The sequence below is a fragment of the Thioalkalivibrio sp. AKL8 genome, assembly GCF_000380525.1.
Taxonomy (GTDB): Bacteria; Pseudomonadota; Gammaproteobacteria; order Ectothiorhodospirales; family Ectothiorhodospiraceae; genus Thioalkalivibrio; species Thioalkalivibrio versutus.
Window position 1 is genome coordinate 176,408 of sequence record NZ_AQYF01000009.1, and the last position, 18,233, is coordinate 194,640.

15 protein-coding genes and 1 tRNA gene are annotated in these 18,233 nt (G+C 63.7%); 5 read left to right on the forward strand and 11 right to left on the reverse strand.

Features of this window, described 5'->3' with window-relative positions; genetic code table 11:
* Nucleotides 1-26: 26 nt before the first annotated feature.
* Nucleotides 27-1,397, reverse strand: coding sequence for an ATP-binding protein (locus G335_RS0110160; RefSeq protein WP_018176681.1), 1,371 nt, complete (start codon nt 1,395-1,397; stop codon nt 27-29).
* Complete coding sequence (locus tag G335_RS0110165) at nt 1,397-3,142, reverse strand: EAL domain-containing protein (protein WP_231368500.1); 1,746 nt, start codon at nt 3,140-3,142, stop codon at nt 1,397-1,399. The genes G335_RS0110160 and G335_RS0110165 overlap by 1 nt, the downstream gene beginning before the upstream one ends.
* 322 nt (nt 3,143-3,464) lie before the next feature.
* Between G335_RS0110165 and G335_RS0110170 the strand changes: the two genes are divergently transcribed.
* A complete protein-coding gene (locus tag G335_RS0110170; protein WP_018176683.1) occupies nt 3,465-4,358 on the forward strand; it encodes a response regulator in 894 nt (297 codons plus the stop codon).
* A gap of 691 nt (nt 4,359-5,049) precedes the next feature.
* Here the strand turns inward: G335_RS0110170 and dinB are convergent.
* The 4 genes from dinB to G335_RS0110200 all read right to left on the reverse strand — a co-directional run bounded on the left by dinB (nt 5,050) and on the right by G335_RS0110200 (nt 8,408).
* Entirely contained in the window at nt 5,050-6,306 is a 1,257-nt protein-coding gene (gene dinB, locus G335_RS0110175; protein ID WP_018176684.1) for a DNA polymerase IV, read from the reverse strand.
* Nucleotides 6,307-6,427: 121 nt separating this feature from the next.
* Nucleotides 6,428-6,504 (reverse strand) — tRNA-Arg (locus tag G335_RS0110180).
* Nucleotides 6,505-6,779: 275 nt separating this feature from the next.
* On the reverse strand, nt 6,780-7,331 hold the full coding sequence (locus G335_RS0110190) for a hypothetical protein (RefSeq protein WP_018176686.1): 552 nt from the start codon (nt 7,329-7,331) through the stop codon (nt 6,780-6,782).
* A gap of 522 nt (nt 7,332-7,853) precedes the next feature.
* Nucleotides 7,854-8,408 carry an outer membrane beta-barrel protein gene (locus tag G335_RS0110200; RefSeq protein WP_026182098.1) on the reverse strand — a complete coding sequence of 185 codons (555 nt, stop codon included), beginning with the start codon at nt 8,406-8,408 and terminating at the stop codon, nt 7,854-7,856.
* A 386-nt stretch (nt 8,409-8,794) separates the two neighbouring features.
* On the opposite strand from G335_RS0110200, the gene G335_RS14375 reads away from it, so the two are divergent.
* The gene (locus tag G335_RS14375; protein ID WP_026304820.1) at nt 8,795-9,007 is read left to right on the forward strand and encodes a CsbD family protein; all 213 of its coding nucleotides are present in this window, start codon (nt 8,795-8,797) and stop codon (nt 9,005-9,007) included.
* Nucleotides 9,008-9,257: 250 nt separating this feature from the next.
* Here G335_RS14375 and G335_RS0110210 read toward each other — a convergent pair whose 3' ends face one another.
* Nucleotides 9,258-9,758: a PRC-barrel domain-containing protein gene (locus G335_RS0110210; protein ID WP_018176689.1), complete on the reverse strand. Its 501-nt coding sequence runs from the start codon at nt 9,756-9,758 to the stop codon at nt 9,258-9,260.
* Nucleotides 9,759-10,032: 274 nt separating this feature from the next.
* Nucleotides 10,033-10,740: an MBL fold metallo-hydrolase gene (locus G335_RS0110215; RefSeq protein ID WP_018169912.1), complete on the reverse strand. Its 708-nt coding sequence runs from the start codon at nt 10,738-10,740 to the stop codon at nt 10,033-10,035.
* A gap of 72 nt (nt 10,741-10,812) precedes the next feature.
* Here G335_RS0110215 and G335_RS0110220 point away from each other — a divergent pair, with 72 nt between their 5' ends.
* Nucleotides 10,813-11,433: a methyltransferase domain-containing protein gene (locus tag G335_RS0110220; RefSeq protein WP_018176690.1), complete on the forward strand. Its 621-nt coding sequence runs from the start codon at nt 10,813-10,815 to the stop codon at nt 11,431-11,433.
* Between the two features lie 181 nt (nt 11,434-11,614).
* Complete coding sequence (locus G335_RS0110225; RefSeq protein ID WP_018176691.1) at nt 11,615-12,136, forward strand: DUF302 domain-containing protein; 522 nt, start codon at nt 11,615-11,617, stop codon at nt 12,134-12,136.
* 76 nt (nt 12,137-12,212) lie between these two features.
* Here G335_RS0110225 and G335_RS0110230 read toward each other — a convergent pair whose 3' ends face one another.
* On the reverse strand, nt 12,213-14,168 hold the full coding sequence (locus G335_RS0110230; protein ID WP_018176692.1) for a DEAD/DEAH box helicase: 1,956 nt from the start codon (nt 14,166-14,168) through the stop codon (nt 12,213-12,215).
* Nucleotides 14,169-14,423: 255 nt separating this feature from the next.
* Here G335_RS0110230 and G335_RS0110235 point away from each other — a divergent pair, with 255 nt between their 5' ends.
* On the forward strand, nt 14,424-14,777 hold the full coding sequence (locus G335_RS0110235) for a metalloregulator ArsR/SmtB family transcription factor (protein ID WP_018169908.1): 354 nt from the start codon (nt 14,424-14,426) through the stop codon (nt 14,775-14,777).
* 103 nt (nt 14,778-14,880) lie between these two features.
* On the opposite strand, the gene G335_RS0110240 is transcribed toward G335_RS0110235, so the two are convergent.
* Nucleotides 14,881-15,960 (reverse strand): lipoate--protein ligase, encoded by a 1,080-nt coding sequence (locus G335_RS0110240; RefSeq protein WP_018176693.1) that lies wholly within the window; start codon nt 15,958-15,960, stop codon nt 14,881-14,883.
* Nucleotides 15,961-16,004: 44 nt separating this feature from the next.
* The gene (locus tag G335_RS0110245; RefSeq protein ID WP_018176694.1) at nt 16,005-18,143 is read right to left on the reverse strand and encodes a TonB-dependent siderophore receptor; all 2,139 of its coding nucleotides are present in this window, start codon (nt 18,141-18,143) and stop codon (nt 16,005-16,007) included.
* Nucleotides 18,144-18,233 lie beyond the last annotated feature (90 nt).

An 18,233-nucleotide genomic window follows, 5' to 3' on the forward strand; every position in this document is an offset into this window, starting at 1 on the left:
GTAGAAGGCGGACGGAAAGGATGTTTTTACGGTTGTGCGTTGGGGGGCAGCGGTAGATAAACCGAGACGCGGGCGCCACCGCTCGTGGATGCCAGTTCGACATGGCCACCGCGCGCCTGTGCGATCCCCTGGACGAGCGTGAGGCCCAGTCCGAGGCCCTGCTCCTTGGTCGTGTAGAACGGTTCGAACAGGCGCGCCGAAGGCCCCTCGGGGAGACCACAACCGGTGTCCTGGATCGCAAGCACCGCCCAGGGGGCACCGTTGTATATCTCGCGGGACGTGGTGATCCAGATGGTGTCCTGTCCATTGCGCATGCGGGAACCAGGCTTTGTCTCCAGCGCATCGCGGGCATTGAACAGGAGGTTGGCCACAATGTGTTCGAGATCACCGCGTGCGGCGTGGACTGCGGGTAGCTCCGCGAACTGACACTGCACCCGGATGTCGCGCATCTCGAGTTGTTGCCCCATCAACGTGAGGACATGGTCAACCGCATCCCGCAACTGGATGGCTTGAAGGGCTGTCGCCTGCGGTCCGAACAACCGCAACAGGCGGATCAGTTCGGCCGCCCGCTCGGTCTGCTCCATGATCCGTTCGAGCCGTGCAACGGCGTAGGAGGGTGGCTGACCGCCACCGGGTTTGCGCAAGAATTCCTGGGCATTGTCCGCCGCTAGCTGGATGACCTGAAGCGGCTGGTTGAACTCGTGCGTCAATCCCAGTGCGATCTGGCCCATGGTGGCCATGCGAGCGTTTTCGAGCAGGCGTTGCGGACCGAGGCGGGCGCCCGTGACATCCAGGGCGAGCCCGGCGATGGTCCAGGGTCCGTCCGTTGTTTTGTCGCAAATGGCCAGTCGCTCGTGGATCCAGCGCAGGGTCCCGTCAGGAAGCTGGATACGATAGTCGACTTCACAGCGGCCCTGTGCGCGCAGGGTTTCCAGGGCGCACTCGATGTTCGATGCGTCCTCTTCCACGGCCGTCCCGAACCAGTCGTCCGGAGGTTCATTCAGTCCGGTGAGGCTGGTATAGCCATCGCTGACGGAGTCCACCCTGGGGCGCCCCTGCGGCTGCAGCGTCCCGCTCCACAGGGCGAGGGGGGCGGGGAGGCCGGTCAGGCACGCCAGTTGATGACGTTGCGTTGCCTCGACTGTGGAAGGCCGATCGGCGGACCCGGGCCTGTCACTCTCTTGCCCGGCGGTATGGGGGCTCGTTACGTCGAAGCCCAGGAATCCGATCAGCCAGGCTGTGGCAAGCCCCGCCACCAGGCCCCCAAGTACGTACCAGGGGCCCCCGGTCGATGGAGGCGAAGCCATGACGGTGTGGCCGGCCCAGGGGATCCCGAACATCACGATCGGGATCACAAGTGCGAGCAACAAGCCGATGCGTAGCAGGCGGGGGTTCATCAGTGGTGCAGCGCCGCGGTGGCAGAGGATCGACAGGTGTTTCGCGACGGCGAGCGCGCGCAGGCCTGCCTGAATGCCGTGCGGATCTGTTCTCGCGATACCGGTTTTTCAAGGTATTCGGCGTGGTGCTCGCGGGCCTGGTTGGCGGTCGTCTCGTTGCCATGCCCGGTCAGGATGATGGGAATGGGTGCGAGCTGACGGTCGAGAAAGACCGGATGCTGAAGTAACTGCAGTCCGTTGCCGTCGGGCAGGTCGATGTCGATGAACATGACCGCCACATCGTCGATGTTTGCCAGTTGCCACTCGGCATCGCTGACGCTGCCGGCCAGCCAGCACGTCACGCCTTCGCCGGTAAGAATCGCGGACATCTCTTCGCGAATATGGGGGTCGTCGTCGACGATCAGGCACCAGGCGGATGGTTCGTGGGTCGTCTCTGCATGCGATGAAACGAGGGCCTCGGGTTCCAGGGAGACCTCCGTCGTGCGGATGGTCCGGTTCGGGGCGTCGCTCTTCGAGGTGGATTCCGTGTTCAGGGCGAAGTGATCGGCGCACTCCATGGCGTGCTCGATCGGCACTGGATGCCCGAACAGGTATCCCTGTGCGACACCGAAGCCAAACCGCTGGGCCATCTGCAGCATTGCCTGGTCCTCGATCCCTTCGATGACACTCTCGATGGCCCGGTGGTTGCAAAGGATGGCGATATCCCGCAACAGGGCCTGACGGCGCCGGTCGCTTGTGGCGTTGCGGATGAACCAGCTATCCACCTTGGCTTCGGTCAAGGGCAACTGGGCGAGCCGTGTCAGACCTGCCGAGCCGGCACCGAAGTCATCCAGAGAGATCCCGAACCCCGCGATGCGTGCCCGGGCGAGACCCAGGCGCTGCTCGACGCTGAGTGACGGTGCGCTCTCGGTCAGTTCGATGGTGAGCGAATGAACGGGCAGCGCTGCCTCGGTGCATGCCCGAACCAGATCGCCCGGGAAGCGGGCGTGTCCAAAGATCGTTGCACCGGCGTTGACGGCAAAGCGCAGGTGAGCGCCGAACCGTTCTTGCAGGGCGGAGGCGTGGTGCAGGACCTGGCGGAAAATCTGTTCGAATACGGGCCATGCGAACTCAGGGTCATCCAGGTAGGCCGCAAATGTAACGGGCGTCAGCGTTTGGCCGAGTTCCCAAACCTCCCAGCGAGCCAGGCTCTCGAATCCGAGCAAACGACCGCTGCGAAGACAGTATTGGGGTTGGAGATAGGGGATCAGCCGCCTCTGTGCGAGCCCTTCGGTGAATTCGCGCCGCCCTATGGTGGCTGGGAGCTCGACCCCGGGGCGGGAGCGAGGCTCTTGTTCCAGTTGGCGAAACAACGCGGTCAGGGATGCGCGCCGGATGGGTTTTCCGAGTGGGGCGAGCACGTTCAGCCCGAGTTGGGCCGCCACGTCGCCCGCGGCGCCCAGGATGTCCGCGTTGAGTCCGGACAGAAACGCCACCGCTGGTGCCGCTGATTCCATCCGTGCGAGTTCGGGCAACAGGGCGAGCCCGTCCCCTTCCGAGAGCTTCAGGTCGAGCAGGATCAGGTCGTAGCGAGCCGTTCTCAGGCGGCGCCGTGCTTCCGCCAGATCGGGGGCTCCATGGGCCGCGATGCCATGAAGGCCGGCGCTGGCGATCAGTTCCTCCCGAATCTCGCGCACATCGTCCACAATCAGCATGAGTGGCGCGCTGGGCATGGTGGCAGGCTGCGTGTGGTCCACTGGCGTCATGCTGAGCCCCGGGGTCATTTCGACGATCGTTTCGTGTCGGCTCCAGCATACGGAACCAGCCGCCAAGCGGAAGCGAGCGACAATGAGACTTCTGCCAGAATGGGGCCATTGTGGCGATGCGATGCAAGGCACCTTCGTGGGATTGCCCCGCGCGGGTCCGCTTATCCAGTGGCTTTAGCCGGCAAATAGAGGCGGGTGCTGCTCGCGGTACCTTGTGAGCGTCTTTCCAGAATGAAAGAAGTGCTTTTGACGAGCCAATGCATTGATGATGCATTGAGCGCGCAGGTATAACACTTCAACCCGGCAATGGATAACGCTCCGCATGAACACGACGTCACTTGCCGAATCGGCGGTTGCCCCGATTGCGCTACTGGTCGATGACGACCCCGATGTCCTGGATGAACTCCAGGGCAGCCTGTCGCTTTCGGATATCCCGTGCGTTTCGGTGAGGGACGGACGTGAGGCCCTGCGATGGCTGCAGGGACACCCCGGCATTCTGGTCGTTGTCGTGGACCTTCGAATGCCGGGCATGGATGGCTTCGCGCTCATCCGCGCCATACATGACATCGCGGAGGATGGCGCGCGCCCTCGCATCGTCGTGATGAGCGGTCACCTGGATGCGGATGCGGCCGTGACGGCGCTGCGCCACGATGTTGAGGACGTGCTCAGCAAGCCGGTCAGTCGCGAAGTCCTGCACGGAGCGGTCACCCGGGCGATCCGCCGGGCACGCGAAGAGCGCGAGAGAAGTGGCTTTGTCGATAACGTGTCGTCCGCGATGGAGCATTTGCGCAAACAGATGCGCGATATGGACCGCCAGTTGAAGGCGTTCGGGTCGACCAGCCACAGGCGCGGGGCAGGCTCGACGCAACCGGACGAAATCGATCTGTCGGACGGCGAGATGCTGGAACGTGTCGGAGAGGTGTTGGCCCTGCAGCGACGACGGCTACAGCATTTCCCGTCCGATCTCTTTTCCGATCCGGCCTGGGACATGCTCCTCGATCTGACCCATAACCACCTGACTGGCCATGCGACTTATGTCTCCAGCCTCGCGGTAGGCGCGCGAGTGCCGTTGACGACCACCTCCCGCTACCTGGATACCCTCGAGCGTCTCGGTCTGACAACTCGGTATCCCGATCCAGGAGATCGCCGGCGAATGCGTGTCGCTTTGACGGACAAGGGCCTGGCCTCGATGCGCGCCTACCTGGCATCGCTGTGACGTGACTCTCCCTGGCATCTCATTGGGTCTTGGCGTGAGTGGTTACAGATTCCCTGCAGCCCGAAGAAAGGAAAAAACGCACCGGATGTGGATGCCCTCTTTCGAAAATATGGCGCGCCCGACTTCGTTCGTAGCCAGAATTTTCCATACTTCGGGAAACAGGCTAAAGCGACCTCAAGTGGGATCGCGGTACCCTGGTAATAACGTAACCCCCGGAAAATCGGCGCGGCCTTGTTCTTGAGATGGGACAAACAAGAACGGAAGACGTCGACTACGGTGTCACAGGGGGTGTCCCGCCCAAACGAGTATCTAGCGCTCGTCGGACACGAGTCGGTCGACCATTATGTGGAACCGTCTGGACAGGGAGGTGAGCGGACTGAGAGCATCCCTTCCGGTCGCCCCAACGGGTTGGGGGCTACCCAAGCCATCCCTCGCCGAACCTCCAGGCCAAAAAGGTAACGCCGCCCGGATACCCACTGATGTGGCACGGCTACGCCAAACTCACCACGACGGCCTACGCCTACGCCTACGCTTTGAGAGATGAAATCGGATGACATCGCCCTGCATTGATGGGTCTGCGCGACGTATGGGTAAAGGGCAGGACTAGCGCGGAACCGCGTCGATAGCGTGCATTCCCGGGCGCAACGCTTTTTGCGACTCGGCGTCCGCGCCTTGCCAGACGCCAAGCGCTTCACTCCTCGAAGGCCAACTCGCCCTGGGCCCAGGGTCCCGGATCTTCACCGCCCTTGCCAACCGGCACCAGGGCGCTGACATGTACGCCCAGCAGCCGCAGTGGCCGCTCCAGAGGCGCCCGGCGCAGGCACTCCCGGCTCGCGGCCAGCAGGCCTTCCGGTTCGTCGATTGGCTCGCGCAGCGTGTGGTCGCGGGTCAGCGTGCGGAAGTCCTCATAGCGGAGTTTGATGCCCACGGTCCGTCCGCGCACGCCCAGCGCCTGGAGATCCACGGCCACCCGTTCGCAGAGGGCCACAAGGGTTTCGGTGAGTTGCGCGCGGTCATGACGCGGATGCAGGTCGCGTTCGAACGTCGTTTCCCGGCTGACCGACTTGCGCCCGGCCTCTGTCACCACCGGCCGGTCGTCCCGCCCGCGTGCGGCCGCGTGTAGCCAGGTGGCGTAGTTGGACCCGAAGTGTTCTTGCAGAGACCCGAGCTCTGCTCGGGCGAGATCGCCGATGGTGTGAATGCCCAGACGCGCCAGCCGCTCTGAGGACTTTGGCCCGATCCCGTTGATCTTGCTCGCCTTCAACGGCCATATCCGGCCGCCCAAATCCGCCGGACCCACCAGCGTGAGACCATCCGGCTTGTCGAACTCCGAAGCCATCTTCGCCAGCAGCTTGTTCCGAGCGATTCCGATCGAGCAGGACAACCCCGTCGCGGCACGCACCGCCTCTTTGATCCGGCGGGCGATCCGCGCAGGGCCGCTGCGGTAGGACGTCAGGTCGATGTAGATCTCGTCGATCCCGCAGTCCTCGATCTGCGGCGCCAGGGACGCGACGGCCATCTTGAATCGCCCCGAGTAGTGCCGGTAGGCCGTGAAATCGGCCGGCAGCAGGAACGCATCCGGCGCGCGACGGGCAGCGGTCATCAATCCCATGCCGGAATGCACGCCGAGGGCCCGCGCCTCGTAGGTCGCGGTGGTCACCACGCCCCGGCCGCGGTAGTCGCGCAGGCGGGTGAACTGGACCCCGCCGCCGTCGCCCACAGCCGGGGCTTCGATACGGCGCCCACCGACCACGAGCGGCTGGCCCCGCAGTTGCGGGTAGCGCAGCAATTCCACGGAAGCGAAAAAGGCGTCCATGTCGAGATGTGCAATGCAGCGGTCCAAAACACTCAGAGCGGTCTCCTCCCGTTGACGGTATTTTCCATCAACCGAAAAGGCCTCGCGTGTTTCGCGTTCCGCTTTCACCACAGTGCAGCCAATATCCTTCATGTTGTGTTTGATTTTCGGGGGGGGGGCACAGAAGTGGCACGAGAGTGTCACGGGGCGTGACCTGGCCCAAAACGAAAAAAGGACCAGCGACGGTAAGTCACTGATCCTTTTCTCTGGAATATGGCGCGCCCGGAAGGATTCGAACCTCCGACCACCTGGTTCGTAGCCAGGTACTCTATCCAGCTGAGCTACGGGCGCATCGACTGAAGGCGCGCATTATCGCGATTGGTCCCGAAGGATGCAAGCCGTCGCGGGGTATTCTTTGCGTTCGGCTTGGTCTGCCTGGCTCTCCCAGCCGTGCACGATCGGGCGATAGAGCGTGCTTCGCACTCCGTCGCGTTCACGAATGCGGTCGTGGGCGAAATCCTGCATGCCGCCGACGCCCGCGGAGGCATGGCGCCGGCGCGGCATTGTTCCGGTGTGGATTTCACGATTCGAGCGTGCGCCCGAAAAGCCCCGGTCCCGGACGCGAATCAGAAGTTGTAGCCAAGTCCGACAGTGTACGAAAAGTCACTATCGAGGAGCGCATTCTCTGCGTCATTCGAGCCGCTGAAGAACCATTGGTATTCAATGCGACCCAGGGCGTAGGTGTCCTCCAGAAGGTAGTACTTCAAGCCCCCATCCAATCCGGCGAACCCGCTGTTGTTGACCCCGTCGCCGTAGACTGCGCCCAGGCTCCCGCCAGCGAAGGGACGCATCCGGCCGTCTGTGTCTTGAAGGTTGAGATAGCCTCGAGTGGCTCCGCTCCAGAAGTCATTGGTCAGGAAGTCGCCCTCGAGGTCGGCGTAGTGGATGCTCTGGCGGACGCCGAGGACCAAGTGACCACGCAGATACCAGCCTATATCACCCGTGATGCCGAGGTTGGTGTTGTCGAACCTCCGGTCACTGCTGCCACTTCCGGAAAGCGAGAATTCGCGGTCGCCTATGGAGGGCCCAAAGTTGGCGGCTGATCCTTGTTGAGCCTGGACGGAAAGGGTGAACGGTCCAGCCAGGCAGAGCATGACTGCGGCTACCTTTTTCATCATTACCTGCCTCCTGAAACGTTACCCGCCGCGTTGGCATGGCGCAGAGCACTTTGGAGTGCGACCGCGACCGGGAGGGCCCGCTTTGCATCCGAAACGGCAGATTGCGGTCGCAACCGAGAGGGCATCTGTACGTTGCCGCACATTCGCCCCCGGGCGCGTTGGGTTTCAGGTAACGGGAGACAGAAAAAATACGAGAGATCAATGGCGTAACGATGATTTCGATACGTCATATGAGGTGTTGAAAAGGATCTTCAGCGAGACGCTGATTGAAGCGCGTTTGCGTGTTCTCGCGGTGTCGCCCCATGTCGTCCGAGACAAGGGCGCTGTGCATTGGGTAGTGAACGAAAGGGGCCTGATCGAGGACGCACAGAAGTCTCTGTCAACCTGCTCTTCGAGCAGTTATGAAGCGACTTTGCGGCCCGATTGGATGGTGGCGGGCGGCGGCTGCCCCCTGACCGTGGTGTGCCTCGGGGCAGGGCAGCAGGCGTTCTTTCGAACTGCCCCTACCCCGGGCAAGAAGGCTCAGAAGTTGTAGCCGAGGCCTACGGTGTAGGCGAACGCACCATCGCGGAAGGCATCTTCTGCATCGCTGGAGCGGCTGAAGAACCACTGGTATTCGACGCGGCCCAGGACGTAGGTGTTTTCCAGCACGTAATACTTCAGGCCGCCTTCCAGGCCGGCGAACGCGCTGTCCTTGACGCCGTCGCCGTAGATGAAGCCCAGGCTGCCACCACCAAAGGGACGCAGACGGCCGTCCGTCGTCTGGAAGTTGAGGTAGCCGCGCGTGGCGCCATTCCAGAAGTCATTGGTTATGTTCTCGCCCTCGATGTCGGCGTAGTTGATGCTCTGGCGGACCCCGACGATCAAATGATCGCGCAGGTACCAGCCCATATCGCCCGAGATACCGAAGTTGGTGCTGTCGAACTTGCGGTCACTGCTGCCGCTTCCGGAAAGCGAGAACTCGCGGTCGCCCATGGAAGGTCCAAAGTTCGCCGTTGATCCTGCTTGCTGGGCCTGGACGGCGAGGGGGAGTGTTCCGGCCAGACAGAGCGTGAGCGCGATTAGCCTTTTGGTCATTAGGTTTCTCCTGATTGGTTCCCATCCGGGGCGGGATAGGGTGGTTGTCTCGGTGGGTTCTGGGCGTGGCCGGGATGGTCCCGGTCGATACTCGGGATCAGATTACGTTTCCAGAGATGGGGTATCTGTACGGTGGCGCACATAGACATCCGGACGCGCTGTGTTCTGGTTGGCGAAAATCAACAGAGCCCTGGGTTCTGCGGAACCGTGGATCCAAATCGTGCTTTTCAAGATGGGAAGGACCCTTGATGGGTAGAACGGAGGCGGACGTTGCGCGTGAAGTTCGGGCGGGTTTGTGCGGTCCCGCACAGACGGGGACGGGTGGGCTCCGCAGGGTTCTGGATCGGGCGGCAATCAGGCCGACCAGCCATTCGGAGGAGTGCGAGATGAACTGGAATATCGCGAAAGATCACTGGAAGCAGTTCAAGGGCAAGGTCAAGGCGCGTTGGGACAAGCTGACCGACGATGAACTGGAAACCGTGGCGGGGGAACGCGACGAGTTGGTGGGCTGCATCCAGGAGCGGTATGGCGTGAGCCGGGCCGCGGCCGAGGGGCAGCTCGTAGAGTTCGAGAGGAAAGTGAGTCGGGTCCACCACTGAACCGCCAGCCGTGGGTGGGGCCTGGCCCGCCGGGGCTCACCTCCAGGTTTCGGTGATTGGCGTGTGTCCGGGGCGGTGGCGTAGTAGTGGGCGGCCCTGCTAGCTGGAAACTGGCTACGCGGTTTGGGTGGCGCACGGGGTTTGCGCAAGCGCAGGGCCCCACCCGGACGCGCGAGATAACCAATGGCTGCGTAGCGAGTCGGTGGCCCCGAGGAGTGTGGTACCCCTCGGGGCGAGGACAACCAACGCGTTAGTCGCGTTCGTATTCCGGTATTTCCTGCAGCGTGTCTTCATTCATGTCGATGTAAAGCTTGACCTCTCCGTCTTCGGACGTACGCTCGATACGGTCCCAGGCGATCGCCACGTCCTTTCCGCCGAGGCCGAGAACGCCGCTGCCCGTGCCGATCACGACCGCGACGATACGGCCGTCCTGATCGACGACCAGGTCATGGACTTCCCCGATCTCGTCCTGGCTTTCACGGCTATGGATCTTCTGGTCCATCAGGTCCGAGACGTGCAGCCCCTGGTCCGGCATGCGCTGGATATGGGGGGCATCGTCACGGGCGTCCGCACGTGGTTGTTCCATGGCGTCGCGGTCGTGGCCTTCGGCGCCACGTTCTTCCATCACCTCGTGGTCGTCCGAGTCCTTCTCGTGTTCGCCGGCCATCGCGCCGGTCATGACACCGCCCAGGCCAAAGACGAAGATGGGGACCGTGGCCGCGGCGAGTTTGAGTGAGGAAAGTTTTTTCATGGTGTCGCTCCTTGATGGGTCCGGCGTTCAATCCGGAAGTCGATGTCGCGTGCATCACGCGGGCACTTGGACCCAGCGATGCGAACGCACCAACGATGTTGCGGAGCGCTGTCACCCACGTCTGTACGTTGAGGCACACACCTGGTTCGTAGCCAGGAAGTCTATCCAGCTGCGCTCGCATCGACGGGATGCACGGTGGACCCGATGGGCCCCGAGGCAGCAAGCAAACCGTCGCGGTGAGTGTGTTGTGGCTTTCCGGCCCCGTCCGCCGTCCTTATCCCCTCGGGATGGGGTGATAGGGCGTACTGCGTACTCGGTCGTGTTCATGCATGCGGTAATGGACGAAGGCGTCCTTGTCGTCAAAGTGCAGGAAGGGGTTGCCCGCATCCTCCTCCGCCAGGGTGGATTCCGCCTTTTCCGCGTAGTTGTGGCCCGGGTGGATGCAGGTATGGGCCGGAAGCCCCTCGCGCAGGCCGTTGAGGGTGTGAAACATCTGTTCCGGATCGCCGCCGGCCAGGTCGCAGCGGCCGCAGCCGAAGACGAACAGGGTGTCGCCGGTGATCAGGTCGTCGCCCGCCGGCATGTGGAAGCAGGCGGAGCCGGGGGTGTGGCCGGGTGTATGCAGGAAGCGGATCTCGGTGTCGCCCAGACGCATCTCGTCGCCACCGTGGTGCAGTTCCGGACGTTCCAGCTCCTTGCCCCAGAACTCGGCCTCGGGCTTGAGCAGGTGCAGTCGCGCATTTGGATACTGTTCAAGGATTGCCTCGACCCCGTTGATGTGGTCGTGGTGGCTGTGCGTCAGCAGGATGTCGGAGATGTCGACTTCATTTTCGCGGGCCTGACGGATGATCGCCTCCGGGTCCCAGGCTGGATCGACCACCGCACCACGATGGCTGGCGCGGTCCTCGATCAGATAGACGAAGTTCTCCATCGGGCCGAGTTCCTGGCGGTGGATGCGATAGGGCAGTTGAGTACGGTCCATCGAGGTCTCCGGGAGTTATTCGTGGTTTGGTAGGGTCTATGCATTTCCTATCCTGTGCCGAGAAGGGGAGTGATGCCAATTTCCGAAGGTTCGCCAGTTGATTCCGAAGTTCTGAATGCCGAGACCGACTGGGAGGCGCGCTATCAGGCGGGTTCGACCCGTTGGGATCGCGGCGCGCCCAGCCCTTCGCTGGAGCGTTGGTTGGAGGTCACCGCGCTGGGACCCGGTTCGCGGATTGTGGTGCCCGGTTGCGGTTTTGGGCACGAGGTGCCGGCTTTGGCCTCGCGGGGTTTCCGTGTGATCGGGCTGGATGTGGCGCCTACGCCGGTAGGGCACTTGCGCCGCGAACTGGCGCAGGCCGGGCTGGAGGCGGAGGTGGTGCAGGCGGACATGCTCGCCTGGCAACCAGAGGGGCCAGTGGACGGCATCTACGACCAGACATCTCTTTGTGCCCTGGCGCCCGAGCAGTGGTCGGCCTACGAGGCGAAGCTGCATGGCTGGCTGCGTGAAGGCGGTGAACTGTTTGCGTGTTTCATGCAGACCGGTCGCGAGGGCGGGCCGCCCTACCATTGCGCAGTGCCAACGATGCGTCAGCTGTTTCCTGCCGCTCGTTGGGGTTGGCAGGGCGAGGAGGGCCGGACCGACCACACCAATGGCAAGTACGAGCAACTCTACTGCTTGATCCGGCGTTAAGGCGCTGCTGTGGATCCTGTCGGCCGGGCCCGTGCGGGGCCCGGCGCCGATTGTGAATCTCCCGCGTCCAGGCGCGGTAGATTCGGTGAAGTGCATGCGCATGATCTAGATTCGCACTAGGGAGGGCCGCAAGGGCTTTCGGCCGACGGGCTCTCCCGTCCACCCGAACCAGGAGTGCGCGATGAAAGTCTGGATGCTCGTGTTGTCGTTATTGCTGCTGCCGCTTCCGCTGGCCGCGTCCGAATCGACGGAGGGGGACGAGGCGCTGGATCCTGAAACGTTGCAACAGATGGTTCGGCAGAGTGCCGAGGTTTTCAAGATCGAAGATGGTGTCACCATCGACGAGGCCATCGAGTCGATGAAATTGCGGGCCAATCTGCGCAATTTCCAGGAGGTCGCCGATTTGCCGCTGTCGGATCAGGTGCAGGCAATGGGCGGCGAGGGCAATTACATGCGTATTCTCGCCTTCTGTGATGCCCTGATCGCCAACCAGATGGTGAAGCACGACATCATCTATGCGAGCTTTCTGCCCTGTCGTATCGCAGTGGTGGAGGATGACGAGGGGCAGGGCTGGATCGTCACCACCAACATGGACATGATGCTGCATGCGACGGATCTCCCCGAGGATCTCGAGGTCGTGGCCCGCGAGGTGCGCGACACGATCTACAGCATCGTCGAGGCGGGGCGCACCGGAGATTTCTGAACGTCCAAATGAAACGCCCGCGGCTCCTTTCGGAGGCCGCGGGCGTTGTCTGGCACGCGCCTTTGAGTTGCCGCGCTTAGCCGTTGGCGGCCTTGCGCTTGATCATCAGCGTGCCGTCCGCGCGCGAGCCGGTGTTCTTGGGCCCACTGGTACCCTTGCGCACGGGGCGTTTGCCGGGTGCGGCGGCATAGGCCGGGCGCTTGCCGTTGCCCGGGGCCGGGCCGCGCTTGGCCGGTGTGGGCTTGCTGGTCGGCTTGGACCTGCCGCTGGTCTCCGGCTTGTCACTGCGCGGCTTGGCGGTCTTGCGCGGCGCAGGCTTGCGAGCGTCGTCCTGGTTCGCGGCCTGGCCCGGGCGCGGGGCCTGAAGGGTCAGTTCCAGCTTGCGGTTGGCAATATGGATGTTGCCCAGGCGACGAATCGCGGCTTCGTCCAGCGACGCCGGAAGATCCACATGGCTGTGGTCGTCACGCAGGCCAATGCGGCCGATGTCGCGGCCGTTCAGGCCGCCCTCGTTGGCCAGCGCGCCAACGATGGCACCCGGCGCCACGCCGTTGTTGCGGCCGACCGGCATGTAGTAGCGCACCATGTCGGCTTCCGGCTCGCGATCCTTGCCGCGCGATGGACGCTCGCCCCGGGGCTTGCTGTCCCGGCGCTTGTCGCCGCGCTCGGAATAGGGGGCACGGGCGGCCGCCAGCAGCGGATCGGCGCCCTTCGTGGCGTTGGCATCCAGCGGGCTGCCGGCGGTGGCCAGTGCGACCAGGGCGGTGGCGAGTTCGCGCTCGGATACGCCACTGTCGGTCAGCAGGCGATCGACCAAGGCTTCGTGTCCGGAGTTCTGCTCGCTGCCCAGGAGGGCCTGAACGCGCTCAGCGAAGCGCGTCTCGCGGCGGGCCTGTACGGCCTGGCGGTCGGGCACCGGCTGTTCGCGCACCGGCTTGCCGGTGAGGCGTTCGATGTCCTTCAACATGCGGCGCTTGCGCGGTTCCAGGAACAGGATGGCGCGGCCCTTGCGGCCAGCGCGACCGGTACGGCCGATGCGGTGGACGTAGACCTCGGCATCGCCGGGGGCGTCGAAGTTGAAGACGTGGCTGATGCGCGGCACATCGATGCCGCGGGCGGCGACGTCGGTGGCGACGATGACATCCAGGCGGCCGTCGCGCAGGTCACTGACCACACGCTCGCGCTCGCCTTGTTCCATGTCGCCGTTCAGCGCGGACGCGGCGATGCCGGCCTGGCCGAGTGAATCGGCGATCTCGACCGTGGAGGCCTTGGTGCGGGCAAAGACGACCGCGCCGTCCAGGTCTTCCTCGGTCTCCATCAGGCGAGTCAGGGCCTCCACCTTGTGGCGGGCATCGACCAGGCAATAGCTCTGGTCGATGTCGGTGCCGGCCTCGTTGCCGGCGCCGATGCGGATCTCTTCCGGTTCGCGCATGTGGCGGTGCGCGATACGACGGATGGGCGCCGGCATGGTGGCGGAGAACAGGGTGGTCTGGCGCGCTTCGGGGGTTTGTTCCAGGATCCACTCGATCTCTTCGACAAAGCCCATGCGCAGCATTTCGTCGGCTTCGTCCAGCACCACGACGCGCAGGGCATCCAGGTTCAGGGTGCCGCGCTTGATGTGGTCCACCACGCGGCCGGGCGTACCGACCACGATCTGCGGGCCCTTGCGCAGGGCGCGCAGCTGTTCGCCCATCGGCTGGCCGCCGTAGACGGGCAGCACATCGATGCCGGAGAACTCGCGGGCGAACTCAGTCAGGGCGCCGGCGACCTGGTTGGCCAGCTCGCGCGTCGGGGCCAGCACCAGTGCCTGGGGCGCGCGCTTTCCGGCGTCCATCAGGTCAATCAGCGGCAGGCCAAAGGCCCCGGTCTTGCCGGTGCCGGTCTGGGCTTCGCCCAGAACGTCGCGGCCTTTCAGCAGCGCGGGGATGCAGGCGGCCTGGACCGGGGTCGGGGTCGTGAAGCCCATGTTCGACAGGGCATGAACCAGCGACTCGGAAAGCCCGAGCTGGGAGAAGGAGGGGGAATCAGACATTGAGGGTACTCACACAGGCCGGAAACGAAGGCCCGGCGAAAATCGGATGGCAACTGCCAACCCCGCATCATACACGAATCGAAGACGTAACGAACGAAAACGTCGGACATCTTCCAGGGAGATGCGGCCGGATGTTCGAAATGCCGCAACCGGCTTGCTCGTCCTGGACTGGGGCGGAATCGTGGGGACGCCTATTCGTTGTTCCACTTGAGCTGTCGGGATATAGTTCGTCCAAGGATTTTTGCTGGATACGGTATGTCGCTTACCCCTACGGACCTGTTCAACTTGCTGGCCGACGAGACACGGCTTCGCTCGCTCTTGCTGATGCAGGCGGAAGGGGAGCTGTGTGTCTGCGAGCTGACCCACGCTCTGGAGATGTCCCAGCCGAAGGTATCGCGTCACCTGGCCGCTCTGCGCCATTATCAGGTGGTGCGTACCCGGCGCGAGAGCAACTGGATCTATTATCGGCTCTCGCCGGAGCTTCCTGAATGGGCCGCGGAGATCCTGAAGACTGCGGATCGTGCCGCCTCCCGAACGGAGCCGTACACAAGTGATCGCGACCGGCTCAACACCGCGCCCAGTCGTGCGGAGTGCCTGGATTCGGCCTGAGGATCGTCGTACGCAGAAAGCTGCAATAACGTCAAAACGGCCGGACCACCAAGAGGGTGGTCCGGCCGTTTCTGTTTGGATGCGAAGCCTTGCGCGTGACCGCTCAATGAGGCTCGCGGTGGACGCAGGCGAGGATCGCCGTCGCGATGTCGCTGGCTTCGATGCCCGGGGCGTCCAGGCCGATCTCCTGCATGCAGGTGGTCGCAGCAGTGCGCAGGGCTTCTTCTTCCAGTGGCTGGCCGTGCAGGGCGTCGGCGATGCGATCCATGCCGTCTTCCGGGAAGACCGTGAAATCGCCGGACAGAAGGAGATCGGCGATGTGGTCGTCCTTCTCCATCAGCTGGGCCCGGATCAGCCCGCCGGGGGCCTTGTGGGCACCTTCGGTCAGGTGGGTTCCGGCGGCGATCTTGACGCCCATCTCGACGAATTTGCGGCCCTTTCGGTAGGTCCATTCGGGGTCGGTCAGCTCGGCCATCTGTTCCTCGATGGCGGCGGTTTCCTCGGCGGTGGGTTCGCTCATCGCGACCTCGATGGCGAGGTCACTGGCTACGCGTTTCAGGAAGGCATCGCGCACGGTCTCGCGGGCAGGCATCTCGCCGAGTTCGCGTGACAATGTGGTGATGTAGTCCTCCATGCCGGCGCGCAGCTTGTCGCGGAACTTCTCCGAAGGGACCTTGAGGCAACGCGCCATGGTCGCGGTGTCGAAGTCGAACATGAAGCTGCCGACCATCACGGTGGCGTTGCCAATGCTGGCGGCACCCGTGCCACCGATCTTGCGTCCGTCCACGTGGATGTCGTTCACCGGGCGGAAGGTCGCGTTCACGCCCAGGTCCTGGTAGGTGTTGATCACCGGGTCGATGAACTTCTTGTAGATCTCGGAGACGATCCGCGGGGCCTTGGACGACGGATAGATGAAGTGGAAGAACATCTGGTTGTGGTCCAGATACACCGCACCGCCACCGACGTGGCGGCGGATGATCGGCAGGTCCTGTTCCTTGCAGAAGTCTTCGTCGGCCTCCAGGGCGATCTCCTGATGCAACCCGACGCAGACATACGGGTCGTCGGGGTTGACCAGGGTGAGCACCGGATCGTCGTCCTTGCCCATGGCTTCGGCGATGCCGTGGTAGACCGCCTGGGAACGCACGGCGGGCTGCTGGCCGAAATCGATTACGCGTAAACGCATGGTGTTGTCCTTGTCTTGTCTTGGGGGCGAAGGCGGCGGCCGGTCTAGAACTCGGCGTTCCAGGTGAGCCCGAAGCTGCGGCCGGGGGCCCAGATGTCCTGTACGCCATTGGCCGGGTCCAGGCGTGCCTCGGTCATCTCGTTGACGTGCTCGCGGTAGGTCTTGTTGGCGATGTTGGTCACGCTAAAGGTGATCTCGTTGGAACGAAAGCCGGCGCTGGGCCCGAAGCGGTAGCCGACCGCGAGATCGGCGGTGGCGAATCCGGAGGTGTTGCGTTCGCTGTTCTCCGTGAAGGTGTCGGCCGTCCGGCTCTGGCTCGCCACGGCCCGGATGCGGGCATCCCACTGCCAGCCCTGCGGGACAGAATGACTGAGCCCGACGCTGGCCTCCGGCGGCGGCATCTGGGTCAGCGGCTCGTCAAAGCGGCTGTCGCGGTTCTCGCCGCGAATCCACGTGCCGCTCGCGTAGCCGGTGATCGCAGCGGTAAACGCGTGCTCCACCAGGGCTTCGATGCCGTGTATGCGGGCCTCGTCGAGGTTGATCGTCTGCTTGGTTTCGGAGCCGATTACTTCGCCACCTATGTAGTCGCGGATCCGGCTTTCGTAAGCGGATACGGTGTAGGAGGTCGCGCCGATCTGGCCGCGTGCGCCCACCTCGAACGTGCGGTTCCGTTCCGGGTCCAGCTGCGGGTTGCTCTGCCAGGTGAAGCCGTCGCTGTAGGGGTAGGTCAGGTAGCGTTCCAGCAGGCTTGCAGAGCGATAGCCCTCGGAGAGGCTGAAGTAGGGGTTGAAGGCCTCATCCAGGTGCCAGGTCAACCCGGCCGACCAGCTGAGGTTACGGTCGGTCTTGTCGAGTGGGGGGGCGACCATGAACGCATCATCCGCTTTCCCGGAAATCTCGTCGTACCGAACACCAAGATTGACCGTGGCCCAGTCCAGGTAGGTCTCGTGCTGCGCGAATATCCCAACCGACTCAATGCGTCCGTTCTCTACCAAAGGCTGAGGCGTATCGATAAACGGATTGACATACTCGCCTGGTTGGAACTCATTGCTCTCGGTCCCGAAATACGATTCGGGGCTTGCACGAAGACGCCAGGCCTCGGCTCCGACCAGCAGGATCTGGTCGTCGGCGGGGACCAGTTCCGTCTGCACGCGAAGCCCGTCCGTAGTGAAGTCGGTATCCGACGTGCGGTAATCGCGGCCGAGTTCCGCGTTCCAATCGTAGTTGCCACGCGAGAGTTCGTGTCGGTACACCGAGGCTTCAACGCGAGGTGCCCAGTCGCCGGATAGCTCGCCCTCGTAACGAAGTTCGAAGAGATCGCGTGTCTGACGCGGGGTGTAGTGGGTATTAAGCCCCAGGGGCGGAGCAATGGGATTCGGTGAGGCGCTGGGTGGGGTTTCATTGAAGTTGCGCGAGGCGAGGTACCAGACGTCCTTGCGCTGGTCGCGCTGGGCGCGGAACTGGACCTCGTGGCCTGGTGCGAGCTTGCCGCGGTAGCGCAGGTGGTAGGCGTTCTGTTCGGTGCCGGAGTCGCGCAGACGGTCGCCGTCGCCGTTCTTGTAGTCGTCGGTGTTCAGGTAGGCGGTGGAGAGGTCCAGCACGTTGCGGTCGTTGGAGACGGTGACGCCGACCGCGCCGCGGATGCCTTCGTCGACCGAGGTGACGCCCAGGCGGGAGAAGCCGCGGGTCTCGGGTTCGTCGGTGAAATCGCCGCCGCGGGTGATGATGTTGATCACGCCGCCCATGGCACCGGCGCCGTAGAGCACGGAGCCCGGGCCGCGCACGATCTCGATGCGTTCGATCAGGTCGACGTTGACATAGGAAGCCAGCGAGCCGCGGGCCGGCGGCTGCATCGCATTGATGCGCACGCCATCGACCAGAACCAGCACCTGGTCGCGCTTCAGGCCACGAATGATCGGATCGGAGCCCACCGATCCGTCCACGGCCGTAGCGACACCCGGCTGGCCGCGCAGGAGGTCGCCCAGGGTGCGGGCCTCGCGGTTGCGGATTTCGCTGGCCTCGATCACGGTGACGGAGGACGGCGTCTCGTCGATCAGGGTCTCGTATCCGGTGGCCGTAACCGATACGGTGCCCAGTGTCTGAGCGGCCTCCTGGGCATAAGCGAGGGCGGGTGATGCAAGCAGACTGGCCAGCGTCAGATGACCGACAACACGACGTTTCATGACTCGATGGCTCCCCAATAAGCGTTTCAGAACGCGCTAAAGTAGGTTCGTCGATCACGAAGGGCAACTTAAACCCCGGATGGCCAGGCC